We start from the raw sequence: 23,923 nt of genomic DNA on the forward strand, positions 1-23,923 counted from the left end.
TCTTTTATTTTAGCAAAATTAAGTTAAACGTTTTCTAATATATTTACTTATTGACTCAATCAGAATGACCGTTATTAAAAGAATGATTAAAATCATCCCGACTTTGGGATATTCACGCCAACCGATATTTTCATTTAGAATCATACCAATACCACCAGCACCGACATAACCAAGAATGGCTGCATACCGCACATTTCCTTCAAAGTTAAATAAAACTGTTGATAAATAAATTGGTAGCAATTGTGGTACAATCGTCATGATGAAAGCCTTACTTTTACTACTTCCCAATGCTTCAAGTGCTTCAAATGCCCCCATGTCTGCTGTCTCAATTTGTTCGAATAATTGCTTTCCAATATAACTAAAAGAAAAGATAAAAATAGCAACTGTTCCGGCAAAGGTTCCCAACCCCCAAATATAAGTTGCAATTAACGCCGTTACTAGGGTTGGTAATGTTCGTAATAAGGTAAAAATGAAACGTACTACTTGAACGACCACTTTATTTTTTGTAATATTTTCAGCCGCTAAGATTGCAAAAGGAATCGCTAAAAGACTTCCTAAAAAAGAACCGATAAAACTCATTTTAATCGTATCTAACAATGGTGATACGATTGTTTTGGTATATCCTACATTTGGCGGAAACATTTGAAACAGAACAGTCCAAAACTGATGATTATTTTCAGCAACTCGTTGAAAATCAAATTGTGTCATTCTAATAGAAAAATAAACAATTACAAGCCCAATTAAGACATAAATCGGTGTTTTACTTTTCTTTTCTTCAATGACTGTTCCATCGTCCAATGTCCAAGGGGTTGATTTAAACAGTTTCATGAGACACTCCCTCTTCCTTACTATAAATCCCATCTAAAACATCATTTGTCACATCCGCAACTGGACCATCAAAGACAACGCGGCCTTTTTTAACAGCAATAATTCGATCAGCATATTTCAAAGCCAATTCAACATGATGGATATTGATTAAAACTGTTTTATTCAATTCCTCATTGATTTGTTTGAAATCTTCCATAACTCGTTCAGCAGTTACAGGATCTAATGCCGCAACAGGTTCATCTGCTAATAAAACATCTGGATTTTGTGCCAACGTTCGTGCCAAGGAAACACGTTGTTGTTGTCCTCCAGATAATTGGTCTGTACGAATAAATGCCTTATCCGCAATCCCAACACGCTCAAGTGAACGAAGTGCTGTCATTTTCTCTTCTTTAGAAAACAAACCTAATAAAACGCGTGAAAAGGGCATTTCTGGAACTAAAGCACTCATTACATTACGAATTACCGAAACACGAGGAACCAAGTTATATGATTGAAAAATCATACCAACCGAACGTCTAAATTGTCTTAACTCTTTTCCTTTTAGTTTTGAAACATCAATATCATTAACAGTTAGTGACCCTTCACTAATATCTAATAGACGATTAATCGCACGAATTAATGTTGATTTTCCTGCTCCACTTGCTCCAATAATTGCAACAAATTCACCTTGCTTTATTTCTAAATTAATATTATCCAAACCTTTCGTACCGTTTGGATAAATTTTTGATACATTCTCAAATTTAATCATAAGTATTTAGCCTTTCCTCTTCCAATAATTTAAAAGATAACAAAAGAGGAGGCTGAGAAATGTTTTCTCAGCCCTCTTTTGTCTATCACGATTGTTTTTTAATGCTTATGCTTAATTTGACGCTTTCTTAATTAATTCTTGCGCTTTAATTTCAGATGCATAGTCATCGTCTGTTGCTTTTTTATAACCTTCATGTGAGTAAACTTCGATTGCTTTTTTACCTTTTTCTGTTTTAGCCATATTGATTAAAGCATTTTGTAATGCTTTTTTAGTTGCATCATCCATATTTTTTGATTGTTTTGATACTAAAACAGCATCATTGTAAATCGCTGGCGTCACACCAATCACGCTTACTTCTTTCCAAATATCTTCTTTGCCATATTCAGTTTTCCAAGCTTCTTCAAAATCACGACGAGCATCAGCATAAACAGGCATTGCATCAACTTGGCCTGATGCTAAACGAGCAAATCCAGAACCATAAGAATCATTTTGAACGGTCGTTTTTAAATCAGAAATATTTTTATCAACATTTTCATTCAACCATAGTGATGGATAAATATAGCCCGCTGAAGAAGTTGTTGAAGATAAGCCCCATTTAGCACTATTTAAATCTTCCCATGTTAATTTTTCACCAGCATTTACTTTTTTAGTCAATTCTTGACCTTTTTCAGATGGGCCAGCTAAAATTAGTGAACGATATGATGTTGCTTGTTTATCCGTTGGTTCTGTTGGTTTCCCATCGTTCCATTCTTTAGCATCTTCGCTATCTTTATTTAATCCAGCACGCGTTGCTGTTAACAATACATCTGTATCATCTTTATACAATGCATATGTTCCACCAGGTACTCCAAATCCAACATCGGCTGTTCCTGATGCTAGTGCCTCACCTACAGCTTCATAATTGGTTCCTACAGTAATTTTAACATCTTTTACTGTATAGCCTTCTTTTTTCATTTCTTCTTTCATTAAGTCACTCAAAGGCTCTGTTGCTGTTACAATGTCATCTGGATTTTTTGAAGGTACAAACATAATACTTAGTTCATCAATTGTTTTACCTGAGTCTTTTCCTTCATCCTTTTTAGAATCCCCAGCTGAACATCCAGCTAATAATGTTACTGCACTTAATGTTACCCCAATGCTTAAAAGCATTTTTTTCATCTTAGTTGACACGATAACGCTCTCCTTTTATAATATATATTTTTTTACTCTGATTAGAGTATAAAACAATTGTAACCGTATTACATTAATTTTTAATCAAATCCTTAGAATTAAAAGCAATTTATTAACGCCTAAATTCAATTTAACAGTTAAAAGAAAAGATTACGTTAAAGACAAGTAAAAATACGGTAAAGAAATAAAAAAACACCTAACGTTTTTAAACGTTAAGTGATTTTAGTTTAATCTTTTTTCTCTTCTTTTGGTTTTTCAATTAGAATTTTTCTAGAGGCATTAGCACGACCTTGTTTATCAACCTCAGTGACTTTAACTAAGATTTGATCGTTCATCTTAACGACATCTTCTACTTTATTTACACGTTCGTGTGCTAATTGTGAGATGTGAACTAATGCATCTTTTCCTTTGAATAGGTTAACAAAAGCGCCAAATTTTTCAATTCGAACAACAGTTGCTAAGTACGTTTCACCAACTTGAACTTCACGGACCAGTTCTTCGATGATCTTAATTGCTTTTTTAATCATTTCAGAATCAGAGTGAGCAATACTTACATTACCCTCTTGATCAATATCGATTTTAACACCCGTTTCTTCAATAATCTTATTGATTGTGTCGCCACCTTTACCAATCACATCTTTAATTTTTTCTGGTTTGATTTGGATCATTTCAATCTTAGGTGCATATTGACTTAATTCTTCACGTGGCGCACTAATGATAGCCGTAATATTATCTAAAATTTGCATACGCGCTTCTTTTGCTTGAGCCAACGCTTCAGTAAGAATTGCTTCTGTAATTCCTTCAATTTTAATATCCATTTGTAGTGCAGTAATCCCTGCAGCTGTTCCAGCTACTTTAAAGTCCATATCGCCAAGATGATCTTCCATCCCTTGAATATCTGTCAAAATAGTATAATTTTCATCGTCCATTACAAGTCCCATTGCAATTCCTGCTACTGGTGCTTTAATTGGAACACCTGCATCCATCAAAGCTAACGTTCCCGCACAAATACTTGCTTGAGAAGATGAACCATTTGATTCTAATACTTCTGAAACTAAACGAATCATGTAAGGGAAATCTTCCTCGCTTGGGATAACCTGAGCTAAGGCTCTTTCACCTAAAGCACCATGACCAATTTCACGTCGACCTGGTCCTCTAGTTGGTCCTGTTGAACCCACACTAAATTGTGGAAAATTATAATGATGAATGAAACGTTTGCTTTCTTCAACACCTAAGCCATCAATAATTTGACGCTCGCCTAATGGTGCTAAAGTACAGGCTGTCATCGCTTGTGTTTGACCACGCGTGAATAGTCCTGAACCATGTACTCGTGGTAACAAAGCAACTTCTGAAGCAAGCGGACGAATCTCGTCAATTTTACGACCATCAGGACGAACTTTTTCAATCGTAATCAAACGACGAACTTCTGTTTTTTCCATATTTTCGATAATTTGGCGAACTTCCTTCATTAACTTAGATAATTCTGCCTCTTCAGCTAATTTTTCTTCATAAAGTGCTGTGATTTCAGCTTTTAAAGCATCAATATTAGCTTCACGTGCTAATTTTTCTTCAGTTTGAATAGCGGTTACCATATGCTTTTTATAAGTTTCTGTAATTTCTTTATTTAAGTCTGCATCAATTTCTAACAACTCAATTTCAATCTTCTCTTTGCCAATTTCATTCACAATTGCTGTTTGAAATTCAACCAGACGTTTAATCTCTGCATGTCCGAATAAAAGAGCCCCTAACATATCTTCTTCTGAAACTTCTTCAGCGCCACTTTCTACCATATTAATAGCGTCTTTCGTTCCTGCTACGGTTAAATGAATATCTGATGCTTCTACTTGCTCAGTTGTTGGGTTGATTAAATACTCACCCTCCACACGACCAACATCAACGCCTGCAATTGGTCCATTGAAAGGAATATCCGAAATTGATAATGCCAATGATGAACCTAACATTGCTGCCATCTCTGGGGAGCAATCTTGTTCAACACTCATTACCACATTTGTGATTTGAACTTCATTACGGAAGCCATCAGCAAACATCGGACGAATCGGGCGATCAATTAAACGAGCGGTTAAAGTAGCCGTTTCACTTGGACGACCTTCACGTTTAATAAAACCTCCTGGTACTTTACCAACAGCATACATTTTTTCTTCATAATTTACTGTTAATGGGAAAAAATCAACATCTTTTGCTTTTTTTGAAGCGACTGCCGCTGATAACACAACAGTATCTCCATAACGAACTAAAACAGCACCATTTGCTTGTTTTGCTAATTGTCCTACTTCGACAGACAACGGACGTCCGCCCCAAGTTGTCTTAAATACACGTTTTTCAGAACTCATATTTTTCTCTCCTTTAGGTTAGCAAAAAACGAAGAATTCTACTAAACAAATGTCAACTTTTAAGTATTTATGTTAAAAACTCACATTTGGATAGTAGTTACATCCAACGTTTCTGCTTTTTATTAAAAGAAAAGCGAGATCGTAAGACCTCACTTCTCTTAATTTTACAAATAATTAACGACGTAAGCCTAAGCTCAGAATTAATTCACGGTAACGTTGAACATCTTTTTTACGTAAGTATGCTAATAAGTTACGACGGTGTCCAACTTTTTTCATCAAACCACGATATGAATGGTGATCTTTTTTATGTACATGTGCGTGGTCGTTAAGTGCATTAATTTCTGCAGTTAAAACAGCGATTTGTACTTCAGGAGAACCTGTATCCCCTTCTTTACGTGCATATTCTTTGATAATTTCATTTTTACGTTCTTTTGTAATTGCCATTTCTTTCACCTCTAAATTTTTTATTCCTAAAACTAAGTAAATCGTTGGTGAATCGAAAAACCTAGAAATAGGTGGTATAGCTTGATACCATACAGTAGTACTTTACACAATTTTACTACTAATTGCAAGGTGAACTCTTCCAAAATACTAAAGTTTTTTAGAGTGGGAATTCTTTTTTCTCTTTTATCAGTCAAAAACTGATACACTTCAAGCTTTCATGTGTTAGAATGTAGCATATAAGAAAATAGGAAGGATGTGTCTAGCTAGTCATGCTGACAATGAAAGATATTATTCGTGAAGGGCATCCCACACTAAGAGCTGTAGCTGAAGAAGTCGTATTCCCTTTATCAGATGACATGATTAAGTTAGGACAGGATATGCATGATTTTTTGAAAAATAGTCAAGATCCTGTATTAGCTAAAAAATATGAATTAAGAGGTGGTGTTGGCCTAGCTGCGCCTCAACTTAATTTTTCAAAACGAATCATAGCTGTCGAAATTCCAAATATGGAGGAAGAAAATGGCAAGCCTCTTCTTAGTGCCGTCATGTATAATCCCAAATTAGTAAGCCACTCTGTTCAACAAGCTTGTTTAGAAGAAGGAGAAGGTTGCCTATCTGTGGATCGACCTGTTCCTGGTTACGTTGTGAGACAAGCAAGAATTACATTAACTTATCAAGATGCTCAGGGGACGCAGCATAAAATTCGCTTAAAAAATTATGCGGCCATTGTCGTGCAGCATGAACTCGATCATCTTAATGGTATCATGTTCTATGATCATATTAATGATAAAGAACCCTTCTTTGCTCCTGATGATGTTTTATTAATTAATTAAACTAAACACAATAAAAAGACTGTTACTTTTTTGACTAAGTCCTCCTCAACTCCCTCAATCTAACTCTGAGTGATGGGTAAAACTTATTCATTTCGTAACAGTCTTTTTCTGTCTTTTAAACTCTTAGTCTAAATATTTCACGGTTTCATCTTTGTTTAACCATGCATAACTTAAACCAATCACAACGCCTCCACCAATCCAGTTACCAATGAAAGTAAAGACAATATTTGTCAATACCGCTGTTGCTGTCATTCCTGCAACCACTCCACCACTTGAAAAATAAGCTAATGGGAAGTAAATAAAATTGGCGATAACGTGTTCGAATCCAAGAAATGTAAAAATAAAAATAACAAAAATAATCCCAAAGAAACGACCAACATCATCTTTCATTTTCATTGACATTAAAACAGCCAGATTAACGATGATATTAGCAAATATACCTTCAATAATCGTTTGCATTATTCCTTTATCAAATTTCCCTGAAACAATGTGTGTTAAAAAGTTTTCTGTAGGTAACCCTTTAAATGCACCTGTTTGTGCTAAAAAGAAACCAATCAATAAAGCACCTACCAAATTAAACAGCACACAAACCATTAATATCTTAAATGCTTGCGATACTTTTAATTTTTTACGATAGCTAGCAACTGTCATATACATCATATTAGAAGTACCTAACTCTGCGTTTAAAAAGATAATTAATGCTAGTCCCAATCCAAATGATACAGCGTATAGAGCTTTTCCCGTTGCTCCATCAAATTTTAAACCTAATCCTAAAGCAATAGCAGATCCCAACCCTAGATAAAGAGTAGCCAGTACTGAACGTAAGGCATACTTCCAAAAACTAGTACGTATGAGATCATCTTTTTTCATAATGGAATAATCAATTTTATCCATTAATTCTGATCCTTGACTCATTTTTTTCTCTCCCAAATTAGTTTTAGTATAATAGTTCACATTCAATATAGCGTAGTCTCGGCATAAAAATCAATCTTTTTCAATAAATAGCCTGCGTTTTTTATATTTTCATTTTTCTTATTGCAATATTCATACATAAATAGTACAATAGAAAATGTGTAAAATAAGCAGCTAGGAAATAAACAGCTCGTCTATTAGTTCTTCTGCCTTTTTAAAAGGGTTCAATTGTGTAACCACGGCTGCAAAGGTGAAGATTGAAAGAGGAACTAACCGAATGTTAATATTTTCAAGAATTATTTTACTCCAAAAACAAACTATATTATTGGAGGAATTTTTAATGTCAAGATATACTGGACCAAGTTGGAAAATTTCAAGACGTTTAGGTATCTCTTTATCAGGTTCTGGTAAAGAATTAGCTCGTCGCCCTTATGCACCAGGTCAACACGGACCTAACCAAAGAAGAAACAAATCTGAATACGGTTTACAATTAACTGAAAAACAAAAATTACGTCATATGTACGGTTTAAATGAACGTCAATTCCGTAACTTATTCGTTAGAGCCGGAAAAATTAAAGAAGGCAAACACGGTGTTAACTTCATGGTATTATTAGAACGTCGTCTAGACAACGTTGTTTTCCGTTTAGGATTAGCAAGTACTCGTCGTCAAGCTCGTCAATTTGTAAACCATGGTCATATTTTAGTTGATGGTAAACGTGTCGATATTCCTTCTTACGAAGTTGAAGTTGGACAAGTTATCTCTGTTCGTGAAAAATCTAAAGATTTAGTATTCATCAAAGAAGCTGTTGAATCTACTTTAGGTCGCCCTGCATTTATCAGCTTTGATACTGAAAAATTTGAAGGAAGCTTAACTCGCTTACCTGAAAGAGATGAATTATCACAAGAAGTTGATGAAGCATTCGTAGTTGAATTCTACAACAAATTACTATAAGATTTTTTATTCATCAAAGCTACTATACTTTAGGTATGGTGGCTTTTTTTAATAAACGAATTCAACCCTATCATTAGACAAAATATCGCATGAAATCAATTGATTAAACCATTGATTTCATGCGATATCTTTTTTTATTCTAAAACATATTTTTAAAAGACTCTAATTTATCATCTAATTGTTCCCAAGGTAACTTACTTGGACTGGCTTTAAAATGACCATAACAAGCCGTTTCTTGATAGATTGGTTGTTGTAAGTTCAATTTTTTAATAATTTCATTCGGTCTAAAATCAAAATATTGTTTAATCAATTCTTCAATAATTCGCTTGCTTACTTTTTCAGTCCCAAATGTTTCCAAAGAAATACCGATAGGTTCCGCCATACCAATGGCATAGGCTACATTCACTTGACATCTCTTTGCTAAACCAGCAGCAACAATCTGTTTAGCTGCATAACGAGCCATATAGGCAGCTGAACGATCGACTTTCGTCGGATCCTTTCCAGAGAAAGCTCCTCCTCCATGCGGAATAATTCCACCATAAGTATCTACAATAATTTTTCGTCCCGTTAACCCGGTATCTGCAACAGGACCTCCGATATTAAAGCTTCCCGACGGATTTATATAGATTTTTGTTTCCGCTGATAACAATTCTTCGGGAATTAATTTTCTAATCAACAGCGTTTCGATATCCAATTTCAGTTGTTCTTGTGTCACTTCTTGACTATGTTGTGTTGAAACAACAAGACTATCAATACCTAGAACATTACCATCATCATCAACTGCAACGGTTACTTGCGTTTTACCATCTGGGTATAAATATTTAAGATAATTATTCTCACGTAATAAAGAGAGTCCCTCAGCCAAACGATGGGCATAATACAATGACGTTGGAAGATACGCTGGCGTCTCACTAGTGGCATAACCATACATTAAACCTTGATCTCCTGCCCCTAACTCTTTTTCCTCTGTCGCTAAGACAGCCTGATTAATTTCTTCCGACTGCTCTGTTATATAGCTATCAAAATGACACGTTGCTCCATCAAAACCAGTTAACTTGCTATCATATCCACATGAGATGATTGCCTTCCTAACTACTTTCTCAATGTCGACATGGCTACTTGATGTCACTTGACCTGAAACAACGACTCGATCATTAAAAATCATTGTTTCAACCGCTACGTGAGCCTTTTTATCTCTTCTTAAATACTCATCTAAAATTGAATCTGAGATAATGTCGCATACTTTATCAGGATGTCCCTTTGTCACAGATTCCGACGTAATGTAATTTACCATATTTTTTCCCTACTATCTTTGTAAATTTCTTTCTTTATCCATTTCTTCCTTAACTAAAGTTGGTGTCTGTCCTTCAATTCGTTTAAAGACCTTACAAAAATAACTTGGTTCTCCATAGGCAAGTTGGAAAGAAACATCAATAATTTTATCATCATTATAATAAAAAGCTCTCTTGGCTAAGATCATTTTTTCGATATGAATATAATTATTGAAGCCTAAACCATAGTTTTCTTTTAAAACCCGACTTAAATAACTTTGACTAACATCGCAACACCTAGAAGCTTCACTTAATGATAATTCTTGATAGATTGATTGATCGATATAATCAAATAATTGATAAAGTTGAGGTCTTTTTTGAATACTTCGTTGTCGATAAATTTCTTTAAACAAATCAAATAACATGAACTGTAATAAAAACTTATCTTTGATTATTTTATCAGAAAAAAACATTTTAGTTTTATATTTTTTTCGATATTTTTCATCTGTACAGTTCATCATCGTTAACATTGTATCACACATCGTATTTAATTGTGACTTCGTTTCTAAAGAATCTTTAAAATAACTTTCTTGTATTCTTTCTTGGAACTTTTCTAAACTTTGATAAACCAACATAAAATCTTTTTTTAGAATAAGTTCTTGTGCTGATTCTTCAAATGGATTTATTTCATTTTCTAATAAGTATTTAGAGACTAATTGAATGATTTCATCTTTACTAAAAGGCTTTGTTAAATAACCCACTTTTCCAATTCCAACCGTTTGTCCTAAAAAATAACGATGAGAAGGTTCTCCTATAACAATCATTCCAATATTTTTATCTCTTTTTCTAAAATATTCTAAAATAGAAAATTTATGTTGTTTCCCTTTTTTAAAATTAATGATCACAACACGGATATTCTCTTTTTGAACAATATTATAAAACTCTTCTTGTTGACTAGAAAAAAATAACAATTGCGCTTTTGTTGATTCATTAAAAATTTTGGTTAAAACTATCTGCGTTAGATAATCAGCATCGATAACTAAAATTTTCAATCCTTTCACCTCATTTTTATAGAACTGGAACAGTCAAGGTACTCGTCGTTCCTGATCCCTTCACATTTTGTTCAATCTTAATGACAACATTTTCAACACCATAAGTATCTTCTAATCGTTTTTTAGCCATATTTATATCTAAAGAGCTTAAAATATTTTGATCATAGTTTTCTAATTTTTTATTTTTTTTATTGTTTTGATAATTAAAATCGATTCCTATTCCATTATCAATAATTTCAATAATCAGAAACTTTTGTTTTTGATTAATTTTTAATTTAATTTTACCAGGTTTATTTGACGGGAGGATGCCATGTAAAATAGCGTTTTCAATAAATGTATATAAAATAAAAGGAGGGATGCGATAATCATTAACTGGACAATTCGTTTCTACAATAAAATCAATCTTTTTCTCAAAATATTTTTCCATTATTTCAATCGTTTTTTTCATAAAATCAAGCTCAATAGAAAAGGCAATTAAGTCATTTCCTATTTCATAGACGTCTTTCAATAATTTAGCGTAATTACTCACGACATCACTAATGCTACTTGAATCATCAATTATGGCCATCGAATTTATAATCGTCAAAGTACTCAACATAAATTGACTTGTTCCTTGAAACAAATTATTTTTATCGTTCGCTTCAAGTTTCAACTCCGATTCCAACAATTTTATTTTTGTTTGTAATCGTTCCATCTCATTATAAAGTTCTTCTTGAACGATAAGTGCCACTTGTTTTTCAACCATATCACTTACCAAATACTTTACTAGCTGGCCTGTATGTTCAATTTCAGACAATTTCACAATTTTAGTTTCATAATATTTTTCTTTAAGTTGTGGATAGTCTTCCAAACTAATCTCATTTTGAACTAAATTTTCTATCGACTCTAACTCAATCTCTTCATCACAACGAACTTGCCCTAACAGTACGCCTCCAAGATGAGTCCCCTCAACTATAATTGGTACCGCACAATCGACTAATCCCATCGGACAACGATAAACATAAGGCGTATTCGTCATAGCCGCTTTTAATGATCCGTATGCATCTGAAAAAAAACAATTGACTTTCCCCTGACTAATCTCTCTTCTCGCTTTACAAAAACTGGTAAAACTGGTTTCCTCAGTAATTGGTACACCACGATAATCTACCGTAACCATCGCTATTCCAGTAACATTGACTAGATTATTTTGTATTTGTTGCAACGTTTCTAGATTAACTAAATTTTTCAAGTTAATACTTGATAGTATTTTCTTAGTCATCTTTTCTTTTTTCTGATTGACGGTCATATCGACTAAAAATGAAGTGTTTTTTGATAAATCCAGCACAGTTTTCCCTCCTCTAAAAAAACTTTCTTATAACTCAAGTATAACAAAAAAACGTATACTTGAGTCACAAAGAAAGCTATTTTTAAGAATTTGTTCATTACTGAACTAGATCAAAGAGTAAGTATCTCTTGCAATCATCACTTCTTCATTTGTTTCAATTTTAAAAATAGAAACTGGCGTTTTTTCAACATTCAAAACTTCTCTATTTTTTCCATTGTTTTCTAAGTCTAATTTTATTCCTAGATACTCCATGTTCTCACACACTTTTTCACGTATTAATGAGGAATTCTCACCTACACCTGCTGTAAAGACAAGTGCATCAATTCCACCCAACTCCGCTATGTAGGCGCCTATCGTTTGCCTAATCTTACTTACATAGATGGCTAAGGCTAATTTCGCTTTTTCATTCTGTTGATTCGCAGCCTCTATCAAATCACGACTATCATTACTTATCTCTGAAACACCCAATAAACCCGATTCTTCATTCATTAACTTATTGAGTTTGTCACTGTCCATGTTTTCATTTTTTTGTAAATAAGTAACTATCGCAGGATCAATATCACCGCATCTCGTCCCCATCATTAATCCTGATAACGGGGTGAAACCCATCGAGGTTAATTTTGATTTTCCTTTATCAATAGCACAAATACTAGCACCATTACCAATATGACAACTGACTATTTTTTCTAATGCCGCATTTTTATTAGCGATTGTTTCAGCGATATACTGATGACTAATCCCATGAAATCCGTATCTTCTGATTTTAAAATCTTGATAGTATTTATAAGGTATCGGATAAATATAATTTTCTTTTGCTATTGATTGATGATAAGAAGTATCGAAGACCGCTATTTGTTGACACTCCGGTAACTCTTCTTTAAAGATATTAATTCCCATTAAATTAACAGGATTATGCAAAGGGGCCAGTGCTGATAATTCTTTAATTTGTTCATACTCTTTATTACGAACAATCACTGGTTTTTTAAATAATTCTCCACCATGTGCGACACGATGACCAATCCCTGCTAATTCACTTAACTCTCTAATAAAAGCTGCCTCTATTAAAAAAGTTAATAAGTATTCGACCGCTTCTTTATGGTTATCGATTTTTATTTTTTTATGGTCTGATTTTTGGTGACCCACAAATGAGAATAAACTTTCTTGCTTGCTACCAATTCTTTCAAACTGGCCTTTCACTAATAATTTTTCAGTAGGCATTTCAAAAAGTTGGAATTTTAATGAAGAACTTCCCGAATTAATTGCCATAACTTTTTTATTCACTCTAATTTACCTCCAGCTACAATTTAAAGTACTTTTACAATCAAGACAGCTAGAGTTGCACCAATAATAGGGCCAAACAAAGGAACCCATGCATACTTCCAGTTATAATCTTTATTTTTATTTGGTAACGGAACCAATGTATACATCAATCTTGGCGCTAAATCTCTCGCCGGATTAATAGCATATCCCGTTGTTGAACCAAATGAAAATGAAATACCGATTAAAATAAATAAGAAAACTAAAGGTTGTAATCCTCCAGCAAAATCTTCAGCTGGTAATAATAGCAAGGTAAAGACAAAAGCGAAAGTTGCTATTATCTCACTGATTAGATTATTAATAGGTGAATTAATCGCTGGTGCTGTTGCAAAAATACCAACTGTATTTCCTTCGTCTGGTCCTGTTGCTTTAAAATGCGGTAAGAAGTGAATAGCTACTATAAGTGCTCCTAAAAAACCACCTAACATTTGAGCAATGATAAAAGGAACAACCAAGTCCCAAGTCATCAAACCACCTATCGCAAAAGCAAGTGATAAAGCTGGATTTAAATGTCCAGGCGCACCAAAATAACCTGCTGAATAAACACCTAACATCACCGCTACTCCCCAACCTAAAGCCACCATTACCCAGTTTTTCCCGACTGCATTCGCTAAAGTTTTCTTCAAGTTAATACTACAACCTACTCCACAACCAAAAAATGTTAAAACAAAGGTACCTATAAATTCTCCTAAAACAACTTGATCCATCTTATTTTCTCCTCTTTATTTAATTGTCAATACTATCTCTATCAATTCTTCCACTTTTGGCTTTAATGGATTACCACTAAAGGTAAAATCAGCTTGTGTTCGTTCAATGATTAGAGGTAAATTTTCAATTAAGTTCTTTTTATTAATACCCAGTTTTTCTAGACTTGTATCACATTCTAAAGCCAAAATTAAATCAGCTATTTTTTGAAGCAAACGTTGAAGTGTTTCTTCTTGATTATCTGATTGATTTGCTAAACCTAATTGCTTTGTACAACGTGTATATTTATCAAAAGCCACTGTATCTTGACTATTTAACTGAATTACTTTAGGTAGTAATAAGCTGTTCAACAGACCATGTGGAAGATGATACAATCCACCTAACTGGTGTGAAATCGCATGACAAATTCCTAATCCCGCTTGTTGAAAAGCCATTCCTGCTAAACAAGATGCTTCTTGCATCTTTATAAAACTTTCAACATCATTTTTATCTTGATACGTTTTTACCAAATAATCAAAAACCATGCCAATCGCCTGAATCGCTAAACTATCCGTAAATGAAGTCGCTTGTTGTGCAACCAACGCTTCTAGTGCATGTGTCAAGACATCTAAACCACTATGAGCAATTACTTGTTTCGGACAGCTCTTGACAAACTCAACATCTAACCATGCCTCATTTGGAATGATTTCAGAACTTACTATTGGATATTTCATTCCTTTTTCTAAGTCAGTTACAACGGCTACACCTGTTACTTCTGATCCAGTTCCACTCGTTGTTGGGACAGCAATAAAAGGAATTTTTTCTTGCTCTTTTATGTGTTGAGAAAAATAGCAGATGGCTTTAGCTGTATCCAACGCTGAGCCGCCACCAATAGCTATCACTACCTCTGGTAAAAATTTAAGATAATTTTTAGCACCAAGCATTACTTTTTCTAATGGTGGATCGGGTACAATCTCTGAGAAAAGCTCAAGTGTATTCGTTTTTTCTAATACTTCTAAATATTTTCTAAATTGAGAACTTTCAAGTAAGAAACCATCACAAACAATCATCACTTTTTTATATTGAAATTGTTGAAGTCTCTTTTGAATATCCTCTCCCCAATAAATTTGGGTTGGATTTACAAATTGTCCCATTCTTCAAACACACCTTCACTATTTAATTGTGAACGCATCTGTCAATACACATCTACGAGTACGTGCAAAATGACGTGCGGTCGTGGTACCTTCACCTGTTGGCGTTGCAATGGTAAAAGTTGTAGGTCCTTCCATTCCAAAACCAATTCCTTCATAAGATGGACCATTCTTCACAAAAATAGAAGTTTGTAACTCTCGTGCAGCTTTGTTTAAACGTGAAACATTTTGTGAATGAATCGTTGCCGTGTGGTGTAAACCTGCTTCGATCCCAATTGCGACATCAAGAGCACATTCAAAATCTGGTACTCTGATAAAAGGAACAACAGGCATTAACATTTCTTCAATGGCAAAAGGCATCCCCGGGTCTGCCTCAACGACAACTAATTTAGGTTTTCCAGTATATGAAATGTGAGCAGCTTGTAAAATAGTTTCAGCTGATTTTCCAATAAAGGCTTTATTTGGTTTCTTTTTATCATTTAAGACAACAGCCTCAAGCCTTTGAATTTCTTCTAGTTCAGAAACATAAATCGCTCCATTTTTTTGTAAATTAAATAATAAAAACTCTGCTACTTCATCAACAACGACAATATTTTTTTCAGCAATACATGGGATATTGTGATCAAATGACGCTCCTGATACGATGTCTTTCGCAGCTTGTTCTATTTTAGCTGTTTCATCAACAATGGCTGGCGGATTACCTGCTCCTGCTCCAATCACTTTTTTACCTGACGTCATCGCTTGATGAACAACTCCCGGACCACCTGTAACAACTAGTAATGCAACTCCTGGATGAACCATCATTTCTTTAGCTGCATCAATCGAAGGGTGCTCAATCGTTACAACCAGGTTTTCAATACCGCTGGCTTCTTTAATAATAAAATTCATTTTTTCAATTAACCAGATAGATGTTTTTCTAGCTCCTGGGTGAACACTAAAGTAAACAGCATTACCTGCTGCAATCATACCTATCGTATTACAAATCAACGTTTCTGTTGGATTGGTACTTGGAGTAATGGCTCCAATAACACCATAAGGACAATACTCATATAAAGTCATCCCATTATCACCTGTTAAAACCTGAGCAGCTTGTGTTAAATCTTCAACTCCGGGAGTATTAGTTATCGCTAACTCATTTTTTTTGATCTTATCCTCAACATTACCCATCCCTGTTTCTTCTACTGCACGTTCGCTCATTTCTTCAACCATAGGGAGCAATTTCTCAACTAAATGGTGAATGATTGTTTTTCTTCGAGCTAATGACGTGTTAAATAATCGCTCCTGTGCGATTCCAGCCGCAGAAATGGCTGCATCTACTGTTGCAAAGATTCCTAATCCTGCCTTTTCTTTTATTTCACTTTTCTTATTTTCTACTTGTGAAATATTTTGACTTTTTACAATCTCTCTAATTAAATTTTCAATATCTATCTGTTTCATTCAACCTCACCTATCTCACTATAATTATCAACAATTCCAATAATAACCGAATCTATGGGTAACTCTTTCTGTCTCAATGCCCATCTCGCTGCACTGCCATTAACTGTAATCACATACTCTCCATTACCAGCACCAACAAGATCAACTGATACAAATTGTTTTCCCCGTTCTGTACCATTCATCACTTCAACTATCATTAATTTTGTTCCAATTAAAGAATCATCTTTTTTGGTAGAAACGACATTTTGAATTACTTTTCCTAAAATCATTCTATGACCTCTTTTCTTGAAGCTAATGCAATACCTAAGGGCGTAACAAATTCAGGATAATCAGGATGAATGCATTCTTTAGAAAGCGTTTTTAAAAAGACGGATTCAAAGTTTGGAAAACAAGTCGCTCCTCCTACTAAGTAAATTTGTTCTACTTTATCATTGTATTGCTGTAAAAAATCTTGTGTTATTAATGCCATTTTTTCTATTACAGGTCGTATCATGTAAAAATGTTCTTTCTTTTGTTTCCTTTTTTCATTTTCGCCTTCTTCAATCGAAAGCCCCAATGCACCGGATAAGACTAAAGTCATTTGAGTCCCCCCGGTAGCTTCATCCGCACAAAAAACAACTTCTTCATCTTTAAAAACACTAATTCCTGTGGTTCCACCCCCTACATCTACAACGGCTCCTGATGTAATGCCTAATGCCAAAGCAGCTGCTGTGGGTTCATCAACGATTGTCGTTACTTCCATCTCTGCACTTTCAATAATATGACCTACAACCTGTTTATTATTACCAATCGTCCCTGGAGGTATTGCTCCTGCCGCTTCGACAATTTCTATCCCTAATACTTCCTCCGCTTTTTTTTTCAATTGTTTAACAATCGCAACCGCTTCCGAATAATTAACGACCAAACCATCTCTAACAACATCGGCTCTCTGTGAAGCACTATAGATAGGACGACCTTCTTTATCAATAATAATTAATACAATGGAAGAGGTTCCTAAATCTACCCCTACATAAAAAGGAGCATCCCATTTTTTCTTAAACTCAGGTTTTTCATTAATTTGAGAATAAATAATCGCCATTTTCTGATTAATTTTCTTTAGTTCCTTTTCCAAAAGTATCCTCCTCTTTTTAAATCATCTTACCGAATGTTTCTGATTTAATGCCAGCTGAATTTGCTTCATCTGTATCAATGTGCATTTCTAACACAAAATTTTCGCCCACTCTCACCACACAATTTTCAAAAACAAGAGGTCGTTCAGGCGTCTCTATTTTAATTTTTACTATTTCATTGTTTTTAATATTTAAAAACGCTGCTTCTTCTTTAGGTATATGAATATGGCGTTTTGCAACGATGGCGCCACGTACTAACTCAACTTCCCCAAAAGAACTTTTTAATGTAACTCCAGGTGTCCCTTCGAGCTGACCAGACATCCTAATTGGCGCATTAATTCCTATTTGTCTCGTATCTGTTAGTGCTAACTCAACTTGGGTTTCTTGACGAAAAGGTCCCAAAATCCTAACCTTTTCCAAATTACCTTTCGGCCCAATTACCGTTACTACCTTATCAGAAGCAAATTCACCCGTTTGCTTTAGTTCTTTTAAACAATTCAAAGATTGATTAGGAAATAAAAGATTAAAATCTTTTTTACTTAAATGAATATGTTTATTAGAAATGCCAATTGGTATTTTGACATATTTTTTTAAATTAGCTAAAATCGATAATACTTCTTTAGCTTCTGTTTTTGATTTCATTTTTTATCACCTTATTTTCACTTAATCTAAAATTATTTGTTCTACTTCAGAATGAAGTCTTGGTATAACATGCGTTGAGACAACTTCACCTACACGACTAGCTGCCGCAGATCCTGCATCGGTCGCTGCCTTGACTGCTCCAACATCTCCAGAAACAAGAACTGTTACTAATCCTGAACCGATTCTCTCTGTTTTAATTAATTTAACGTTAGCTGCTTTAACCATGGCATCTGCTGCTTCGATTGCTGCTACGTATCCTTTTGTTTCAATCATTCCTAATGCACCATTCATATTGGTCAGTCCTTTTTATTTTTATTTTTTTTACTTTGCTCTTTTTTAGCTTCATTCTTTTTCATTTTTTTAGTTTCTGTTGCTTCTTTTTTTTCAACCTCTTTTTCGACTACTGCTGCTTCGATTTCGACTATTTCTTTAACTTCTTTTTCTTCGACTGCTTCAATTACGATTTCTTCAGCCTTTTCAAGTTTTTCTTCTTTGATTTCTTCCTCATTATTACCTAAAAACACATCCATCACACCGTCTGCTACTCTTGGAATAACTTTTACAGAAACTAGTAATCCTTTTTCTCGAGCAACAAGTTCACCTGCTTGAACCGCTGCTTGAACCGCTCCAACATCTCCTGTAATTAAGACCGTCATCCAGCCCGCACCTTTTGTTTTAACTGCTTTTTCAATATGAACGGCTGCTACTTTCGCCATTGTATCCGCTACTTGAATAGCCGCAACTAATCCTTTCACTTCAACCATTCCTAATGCTTGATTCATGTTAGTCACCCCTTGTTTTTATTACTTGTATTTTCTTTTGTTTTAATTGCTCTTTCGCACTATAACTAAGATGATCATTTTGACCAATTACTAAGTGTTGCCTTTCATTGAGTAAAGCAATTTCATTTGCTGTAATCCACTGCTTTTTGTTAACCAAGCCATTGAAAAGTTCTTTGCTTTTTTTTATGACAATACCGTGTTCCTTTATTATTCTTTGATATTTTATAAATAATCTCTGATAAGAATCTGATTGGATTTGTGAAGTTTCTACTAAATAATCCGCTAAGATAATCGTCGGTATTCCATGAACTAAAGCTTCTTGTAATAAAAGACTAAGTGGACAATCTCCCAGCCCTAATGCTAGTTTACTTTGTAAAGAAAGAGATGCATTTGTCAAAATGACTTGATCTATTTCTAGGATTAGTTCATCAATTTCTGTTTCCTGTAATTGTTCTTGATTTTTTTTAATTAATTCATATTTCTGAGCTAGACTTTGCTCAAATTGATTTGAAAATTTATTAAGTGGTGTTTTCTCACTTTCGATAATTAAAACTCTCTTTGCTTTTTTTATGACAGATACTGGTTGTTCTTTTTTCTGTTTTAAAAGCTCCGAAACGATTTGATTAATTAATTGTTTTATTTTTTCTGACTCATCCAATCCATCCTCCACCTCCTTCATTTTTAAATTAAAACACTAAACACTGATACACTCTTAACTGTATCTAAAATTACCGCAACACATTAGTAATTATCTGAACAAATTATGGTTAAATTAATCATTCATAAACTTTCGATACTGTTTAAATTTTTTATATCGTTGCATAATATACTCAATCATTTGTTCTTGGTGATCCGTATGATATTTATTGTTAAAGCGTTGTTCACCCTCAAAAAACTCTATTAATTTTTCTTTATTTGGTTGAGGTGATTCTAATTTAAATCCTTTTTTTGTCTCTGGTAAAAATCTGAACAAAGGCCAAAAACCTGATTCAACAACTTTTTTTTGTTCAATCACATAACTATTTTTATATATTCCTTGTAATAAACAGGGACTATATGCAATAACTAATGACGGACCATCAAAAGCAACTGCTTCCTTGAAAGCACGTAAACATTGTTCTGGACTTGCTCCTAAGCAAACTTGAGCAACATAAGCATTTCCTCTCATCATCGTGAGATAAGCTAACTCTTTTCGCTGTTGTTTCTTTCCTTTGGTTGCATATTTTACTTTTGATCCATTGGGTGTTGCCGTCGTTTGTTGGCCACCCGTATTAGCATAACTACCATTATCCAAGACTAAAATATTCACGTTAACTCCTTGTGAAATAAGATAGTCGATACCATCACTATCAATATCATAGGCCCAACCATCTCCACCAATAATCCAATTTACTTTATCAGTTAAGAAATGTCGTTGTTTAAAAATATCATCCATCAAGGGATGCGATTGTCGTTCATTAGCTAAAGCTAAAATTAACTTACTTGTTAAACGTTCCTTTTGTTTTGAATTTTCCTCATGTAGCCAAGCTGAAATTAACTTTTTAAGATAAGAACTAATCGTTGATAACTCATTGACTTCTTTAAGTTTTCGAGTCAATTGTTCATAATTATAATCTAATCCTGAAGCAACTCCCGCACCATATTCTGCATTATTTTCAAGTAGAGAAGTTCCCCAAGCAGGTCCCTCTCCTTGCTTATTCGTCGTATAAGGTATATGAGGATAGGTCGCTCCCCAAATTGATGAACACCCTGTAGCATTTGAAATCACCAAATTCACCCCATATAATTGCGTCAATAATTTGACATAAGCGGTCTCTCCACATCCAGAACAAGCACCCGAAAACTCGAGTAAAGGTTGTTGATACTGAGAGAGAGTACTGTTTTTTATTTCTTCTCTATGTAACACGGTTTGATGAGTTTCAATAAGAGTTTCCCAATTTTTTATTTCTTCATTAGCTTCTACTAAAGGGGTACGTGTGATACTATTTTTAGGACAAATATCCGCACAAATGCTACAACCTGTACAATCGAGAGGGGAAACTTGCATTCGATATTTTTTACCTGGAAACTGTTTGGACTCTAAACTCTCTACATTAGGTAAATCTGTTTCATCATAAACAAAAGGTCGAATGGCCGCATGAGGACAAACCAACGAACATAAATTACATTGGATACATTCTGCAGAATCCCAGTGTGGGACAATAGAAGAACCACCTATCTTCTCAGTTTTTGTCATCCCTAAAAAACAAGAGCCATCTTGACGTTCTTCTTGAATAATTTCCTTAACAGTTTCCGACTCCATTTGACAATTTTCCTGACAAATAACTTGAGCCCAACTCGATGGTAAAGAAACTAATGATAAAGCTTGGATAGCCTCTGCCATTGCGGCTTGATAAATGCTGACTAATTCATTTGTCATTTTATAGCGAGCTTTAATTTTTTTAATAAAATTTTCTAACAAGATTTCATAATTATCTGGGAATAGTAAATAGAAACAAACTGCTTGCATTACTAAATTTATATACTGCCCCAGTCGGTATTTTCTAGCTATTTTTTTAGCATCTAGCAAATATAGCTTAATTTTTTTGTTAGCTATCAAACTCTTAATATCATCTGTTAAATATTTATCAAGCCTATCGATATCACAGTAAGCATTTAAAACTAAAGTTCCTCCTTCTTTTATTGTATTCACGAGAGGATACCTTTTTAAATCTTGAAAATGAAAACAACAGCCAAAATCAGCTTGATAAATCCGATAACTTTTTTCAATTTTTTCATTTGAAAAACGAATTTCCGATGACGTTAAATTATTAGCTTTTCTAGGATCAAACCAAAATTTGGCTTGGATTTCTTTATTAAAGGTTTCTCCAATCACTTCTAAAGCCAATCGGTTACTACTCACAGATCCTTCCGAACCACGCCCCCAAACTTTCATTTCAATCATTTCCTGATGTTCTATATTGGGTAACCCTCTATTTCTTAACGATAATTTTGTCCAATTATCCTTAATTCCGATTGTAAATCTAGGCAGAGAATTCGGTTTTTCTACTTCAAAAAAAGCAGCTCTAATCTGATTAGGTGCCGTATTTTTCGAGCTTAAACCATAGCGTCCACCAATAACTTTGACATGCGGTCGATGATCAAAACAAAGTAATTTTATATCGGTTAAAAGAGGTTCTGAAGACGCTGTTATTTCACGTGTTCGATCTAAAACGACTATTTTTTTAACTGTTTTGGGTAATTTAGCTAAAAAGCTCTTGGTTGGAAACGGTCGAAATAAGTGAATATCTAAAACACCATATTTTTTACCTAATCGATTCTGTTCATCAACAACTTCTCGAATAGTCCCTTGAATTGATCCCATAGAAATCATCACAATGGTTGCCTCTTCAGCACCATAGTAATCAACTAAATCAATAGAAAGATTAAAGAGGCTAGTAATTTTTTTCAGCTCTTTTGTGGCTAGCTCTTCTACTTCAAAATAATTTTGATTTGTTGCTTCTTGCTGCTGAAAATAGAGGTCATCTGTTTGAGCGGCCCCGTAAAGGCGTGGTTGATCCGTCCGAAGTGCTCTTTTTTTAAAATCATTCAGAGCTAGACTATCCATCAATCCTTTTATTTCTTTTAGAGATGGAACAGTAATCGCTTGAACTTCATGACTTGTATCAAACCCATCAAAAAAATGAATGGTCGGTAAACTAGCTTTTAAACTTAAGAGATGGGCTAATAGAGAAAAAACAGCTACCTCTTGAACCGTTGACGATGCTAAGATTAGTACTCCACTTGAACGAACAGCCATTACATCGCTGTGGTCCCCATAAATACTCAAATTACCAGTCGATAATGAGCGAGCAGCTACATGGATGACACCCGGTAGCAATTCACCTGACAACTTATATAAACTTGGCATAAGTAATAGCAACCCTTGTGAACAGGTAAAAGTCGTTGCTAAAACACCTGAACGTAAAAGTCCATGCATCAAACCGCCTACACCTTTTTCAGATTGCATCGTTGTGACTTGGACTGGCTGCCCATAACAATTTTCTTTATTTTCAGCACTCCACTTTTCTGTCAGCTCCCCCATTGATGTCGAGGGTGTTATTGGATAGACAACGGATGCTTCACTTAGGGCATAAGCACAATAAGTTGCTGCTTCATTGCCATTCATTATTTTCTTAATCAACTAACGTTACCTCCTTATTCCCACATTCTCATCTTTAATGATAAACCATCTCTACTACACAGCATTATCAATAAAGAGGTCATTTCCGTGTATTTTTTTAACCTCTATCTGCTTCTTTTTTGGTAACGATTACATTTTATTACTTGCTTTTGTTCATATTTCTACCTTTTATTTCTAAATAAAAAGCTATACTTTAGATGTAAGTCTGCTACAAAACGTTTAAACACTAATACAAAAATAAAAAAGAGAGGTTATCTATGGATAGAAACGGAGAGTTTAATTTATTAAAAAATTTTTTACCTTATCATTTCAAACATGAAGCTTTAGCCACAGCTGTTGATAAAACAATTAATTTTGCTCGTGCTAAAGAAATCTTTATTTCAATCGCTATCCTTGATTATCAAGGACGCTTAGCTTATTTTTATCGAGATCCCAAAGCCATTTTAATTTCTTTAGATCTTGCCCCTAAAAAAGCTCACACCGCTTACGCCTTATTAGAAGACACTTATAATTTAAAAGATTTAACTTTACCAGGACAACCCCTTTATCAACTGGAAACAGCTAATTCAGGGCAAATTGTTACCTTTGGTGGCGGTGTCCTTATTCAATCTAAGCAAACTTTACTTGGAGCAGTAGGTGTCAGTGGTGCTAAATCGCCTAAAGATGATGATTTAATCGCTAAAAAATTAGTTGAGTACTTAATCAATTAAATGAAGTGATTAAAAATTACATT

Annotated in this window: 23 protein-coding genes; 3 read left to right on the plus strand and 20 right to left on the minus strand. The window is 34.2% G+C overall.

The window, feature by feature from the left end:
- Nucleotides 1-18: 18 nt before the first annotated feature.
- From phnE to rpsO, 5 genes are all read right to left on the minus strand, one after another.
- Nucleotides 19-828 (minus strand): phosphonate ABC transporter, permease protein PhnE, encoded by an 810-nt coding sequence (gene phnE / locus ACTJFD_RS00715; RefSeq protein ID WP_442259120.1) that lies wholly within the window; start codon nt 826-828, stop codon nt 19-21.
- Nucleotides 815-1,576 carry a phosphonate ABC transporter ATP-binding protein gene (gene phnC / locus ACTJFD_RS00720; protein ID WP_442259121.1) on the minus strand — a complete coding sequence of 254 codons (762 nt, stop codon included), beginning with the start codon at nt 1,574-1,576 and terminating at the stop codon, nt 815-817. Before phnC ends, phnE begins: the two co-directional genes overlap by 14 nt.
- Before the next feature lie 111 nt (nt 1,577-1,687).
- Complete coding sequence (locus ACTJFD_RS00725; protein ID WP_442259367.1) at nt 1,688-2,734, minus strand: phosphate/phosphite/phosphonate ABC transporter substrate-binding protein; 1,047 nt, start codon at nt 2,732-2,734, stop codon at nt 1,688-1,690.
- Between the two features lie 239 nt (nt 2,735-2,973).
- Nucleotides 2,974-5,097, minus strand: a complete 2,124-nt coding sequence (gene pnp, locus ACTJFD_RS00730) for a polyribonucleotide nucleotidyltransferase (protein ID WP_442259122.1) — start codon at nt 5,095-5,097, stop codon at nt 2,974-2,976.
- 174 nt (nt 5,098-5,271) lie between these two features.
- Entirely contained in the window at nt 5,272-5,541 is a 270-nt protein-coding gene (gene rpsO / locus ACTJFD_RS00735) for a 30S ribosomal protein S15 (RefSeq protein ID WP_442259123.1), read from the minus strand.
- Between the two features lie 269 nt (nt 5,542-5,810).
- Between rpsO and def the strand changes: the two genes are divergently transcribed.
- Nucleotides 5,811-6,374: a peptide deformylase gene (gene def, locus ACTJFD_RS00740; protein WP_442259124.1), complete on the plus strand. Its 564-nt coding sequence runs from the start codon at nt 5,811-5,813 to the stop codon at nt 6,372-6,374.
- 123 nt (nt 6,375-6,497) lie between these two features.
- On the opposite strand, the gene ACTJFD_RS00745 is transcribed toward def, so the two are convergent.
- The gene (locus tag ACTJFD_RS00745; RefSeq protein WP_442259125.1) at nt 6,498-7,289 is read right to left on the minus strand and encodes a formate/nitrite transporter family protein; all 792 of its coding nucleotides are present in this window, start codon (nt 7,287-7,289) and stop codon (nt 6,498-6,500) included.
- Nucleotides 7,290-7,626: 337 nt separating this feature from the next.
- On the opposite strand from ACTJFD_RS00745, the gene rpsD reads away from it, so the two are divergent.
- Nucleotides 7,627-8,238: a 30S ribosomal protein S4 gene (gene rpsD, locus ACTJFD_RS00750; protein ID WP_442259126.1), complete on the plus strand. Its 612-nt coding sequence runs from the start codon at nt 7,627-7,629 to the stop codon at nt 8,236-8,238.
- Nucleotides 8,239-8,377: 139 nt separating this feature from the next.
- Here the strand turns inward: rpsD and metK are convergent, their stop codons facing one another.
- The 14 genes from metK to nifJ form a co-directional block, all read right to left on the minus strand.
- Nucleotides 8,378-9,532, minus strand: coding sequence for a methionine adenosyltransferase (gene metK / locus ACTJFD_RS00755; RefSeq protein ID WP_442259127.1), 1,155 nt, complete (start codon nt 9,530-9,532; stop codon nt 8,378-8,380).
- Between the two features lie 12 nt (nt 9,533-9,544).
- A complete protein-coding gene (locus tag ACTJFD_RS00760) occupies nt 9,545-10,561 on the minus strand; it encodes a helix-turn-helix domain-containing protein (RefSeq protein ID WP_442259128.1) in 1,017 nt (338 codons plus the stop codon).
- Between the two features lie 16 nt (nt 10,562-10,577).
- Nucleotides 10,578-11,885 carry a PocR ligand-binding domain-containing protein gene (locus ACTJFD_RS00765; RefSeq protein ID WP_442259129.1) on the minus strand — a complete coding sequence of 436 codons (1,308 nt, stop codon included), beginning with the start codon at nt 11,883-11,885 and terminating at the stop codon, nt 10,578-10,580.
- Between the two features lie 105 nt (nt 11,886-11,990).
- Nucleotides 11,991-13,166 carry an acetate/propionate family kinase gene (locus tag ACTJFD_RS00770; RefSeq protein WP_442259130.1) on the minus strand — a complete coding sequence of 392 codons (1,176 nt, stop codon included), beginning with the start codon at nt 13,164-13,166 and terminating at the stop codon, nt 11,991-11,993.
- A 23-nt stretch (nt 13,167-13,189) separates the two neighbouring features.
- Complete coding sequence (locus ACTJFD_RS00775) at nt 13,190-13,909, minus strand: MIP/aquaporin family protein (RefSeq protein WP_442259131.1); 720 nt, start codon at nt 13,907-13,909, stop codon at nt 13,190-13,192.
- 15 nt (nt 13,910-13,924) lie between these two features.
- The gene (locus tag ACTJFD_RS00780; protein WP_442259132.1) at nt 13,925-15,040 is read right to left on the minus strand and encodes an iron-containing alcohol dehydrogenase; all 1,116 of its coding nucleotides are present in this window, start codon (nt 15,038-15,040) and stop codon (nt 13,925-13,927) included.
- 18 nt (nt 15,041-15,058) lie between these two features.
- Nucleotides 15,059-16,474 (minus strand): aldehyde dehydrogenase family protein, encoded by a 1,416-nt coding sequence (locus ACTJFD_RS00785; protein WP_442259133.1) that lies wholly within the window; start codon nt 16,472-16,474, stop codon nt 15,059-15,061.
- Nucleotides 16,471-16,743, minus strand: coding sequence for a EutN/CcmL family microcompartment protein (locus ACTJFD_RS00790; RefSeq protein ID WP_442259134.1), 273 nt, complete (start codon nt 16,741-16,743; stop codon nt 16,471-16,473). The genes ACTJFD_RS00785 and ACTJFD_RS00790 overlap by 4 nt, the downstream gene beginning before the upstream one ends.
- Nucleotides 16,740-17,585 (minus strand): ethanolamine utilization protein EutJ, encoded by an 846-nt coding sequence (gene eutJ / locus ACTJFD_RS00795; RefSeq protein WP_442259135.1) that lies wholly within the window; start codon nt 17,583-17,585, stop codon nt 16,740-16,742. Before eutJ ends, ACTJFD_RS00790 begins: the two co-directional genes overlap by 4 nt.
- A gap of 16 nt (nt 17,586-17,601) precedes the next feature.
- The gene (gene pduL / locus ACTJFD_RS00800; protein ID WP_442259136.1) at nt 17,602-18,225 is read right to left on the minus strand and encodes a phosphate propanoyltransferase; all 624 of its coding nucleotides are present in this window, start codon (nt 18,223-18,225) and stop codon (nt 17,602-17,604) included.
- A 21-nt stretch (nt 18,226-18,246) separates the two neighbouring features.
- Nucleotides 18,247-18,516 (minus strand): BMC domain-containing protein, encoded by a 270-nt coding sequence (locus ACTJFD_RS00805; RefSeq protein ID WP_442259137.1) that lies wholly within the window; start codon nt 18,514-18,516, stop codon nt 18,247-18,249.
- 5 nt (nt 18,517-18,521) lie between these two features.
- Nucleotides 18,522-19,007, minus strand: coding sequence for a BMC domain-containing protein (locus ACTJFD_RS00810; protein ID WP_442259138.1), 486 nt, complete (start codon nt 19,005-19,007; stop codon nt 18,522-18,524).
- A gap of 1 nt (nt 19,008) precedes the next feature.
- Nucleotides 19,009-19,665 (minus strand): hypothetical protein, encoded by a 657-nt coding sequence (locus ACTJFD_RS00815; RefSeq protein WP_442259139.1) that lies wholly within the window; start codon nt 19,663-19,665, stop codon nt 19,009-19,011.
- A gap of 114 nt (nt 19,666-19,779) precedes the next feature.
- A complete protein-coding gene (nifJ, locus tag ACTJFD_RS00820) occupies nt 19,780-23,190 on the minus strand; it encodes a pyruvate:ferredoxin (flavodoxin) oxidoreductase (RefSeq protein WP_442259140.1) in 3,411 nt (1,136 codons plus the stop codon).
- Between the two features lie 257 nt (nt 23,191-23,447).
- Between nifJ and ACTJFD_RS00825 the strand changes: the two genes are divergently transcribed.
- On the plus strand, nt 23,448-23,900 hold the full coding sequence (locus ACTJFD_RS00825) for a GlcG/HbpS family heme-binding protein (RefSeq protein ID WP_442259141.1): 453 nt from the start codon (nt 23,448-23,450) through the stop codon (nt 23,898-23,900).
- Nucleotides 23,901-23,923 lie beyond the last annotated feature (23 nt).

This window comes from Vagococcus sp. (assembly GCF_052102835.1).
Classification (GTDB): domain Bacteria; phylum Bacillota; class Bacilli; order Lactobacillales; family Vagococcaceae; genus Vagococcus.

What these genes read in the sequence shown, in the direction of transcription:
- phnE (WP_442259120.1), bottom strand. Translation starts at nt 828, where the DNA reads ATGAAACTGTTTAAATCAACCCCTTGGACATTGGACGATGGAACAGTC.
- phnC (WP_442259121.1), bottom strand. Translation starts at nt 1,576, where the DNA reads ATGATTAAATTTGAGAATGTATCAAAAATTTATCCAAACGGTACGAAA.
- ACTJFD_RS00725 (WP_442259367.1), bottom strand. Translation starts at nt 2,734, where the DNA reads ATGAAAAAAATGCTTTTAAGCATTGGGGTAACATTAAGTGCAGTAACA.
- pnp (WP_442259122.1), bottom strand. Translation starts at nt 5,097, where the DNA reads ATGAGTTCTGAAAAACGTGTATTTAAGACAACTTGGGGCGGACGTCCG.
- rpsO (WP_442259123.1), bottom strand. Translation starts at nt 5,541, where the DNA reads ATGGCAATTACAAAAGAACGTAAAAATGAAATTATCAAAGAATATGCA.
- def (WP_442259124.1), top strand. Translation starts at nt 5,811, where the DNA reads ATGCTGACAATGAAAGATATTATTCGTGAAGGGCATCCCACACTAAGA.
- ACTJFD_RS00745 (WP_442259125.1), bottom strand. Translation starts at nt 7,289, where the DNA reads ATGAGTCAAGGATCAGAATTAATGGATAAAATTGATTATTCCATTATG.
- rpsD (WP_442259126.1), top strand. Translation starts at nt 7,627, where the DNA reads ATGTCAAGATATACTGGACCAAGTTGGAAAATTTCAAGACGTTTAGGT.
- metK (WP_442259127.1), bottom strand. Translation starts at nt 9,532, where the DNA reads ATGGTAAATTACATTACGTCGGAATCTGTGACAAAGGGACATCCTGAT.
- ACTJFD_RS00775 (WP_442259131.1), bottom strand. Translation starts at nt 13,909, where the DNA reads ATGGATCAAGTTGTTTTAGGAGAATTTATAGGTACCTTTGTTTTAACA.
- ACTJFD_RS00780 (WP_442259132.1), bottom strand. Translation starts at nt 15,040, where the DNA reads ATGGGACAATTTGTAAATCCAACCCAAATTTATTGGGGAGAGGATATT.
- ACTJFD_RS00785 (WP_442259133.1), bottom strand. Translation starts at nt 16,474, where the DNA reads ATGAAACAGATAGATATTGAAAATTTAATTAGAGAGATTGTAAAAAGT.
- ACTJFD_RS00790 (WP_442259134.1), bottom strand. Translation starts at nt 16,743, where the DNA reads ATGATTTTAGGAAAAGTAATTCAAAATGTCGTTTCTACCAAAAAAGAT.
- pduL (WP_442259136.1), bottom strand. Translation starts at nt 18,225, where the DNA reads ATGAAATCAAAAACAGAAGCTAAAGAAGTATTATCGATTTTAGCTAAT.
- ACTJFD_RS00805 (WP_442259137.1), bottom strand. Translation starts at nt 18,516, where the DNA reads ATGAATGGTGCATTAGGAATGATTGAAACAAAAGGATACGTAGCAGCA.
- ACTJFD_RS00810 (WP_442259138.1), bottom strand. Translation starts at nt 19,007, where the DNA reads ATGAATCAAGCATTAGGAATGGTTGAAGTGAAAGGATTAGTTGCGGCT.
- ACTJFD_RS00825 (WP_442259141.1), top strand. Translation starts at nt 23,448, where the DNA reads ATGGATAGAAACGGAGAGTTTAATTTATTAAAAAATTTTTTACCTTAT.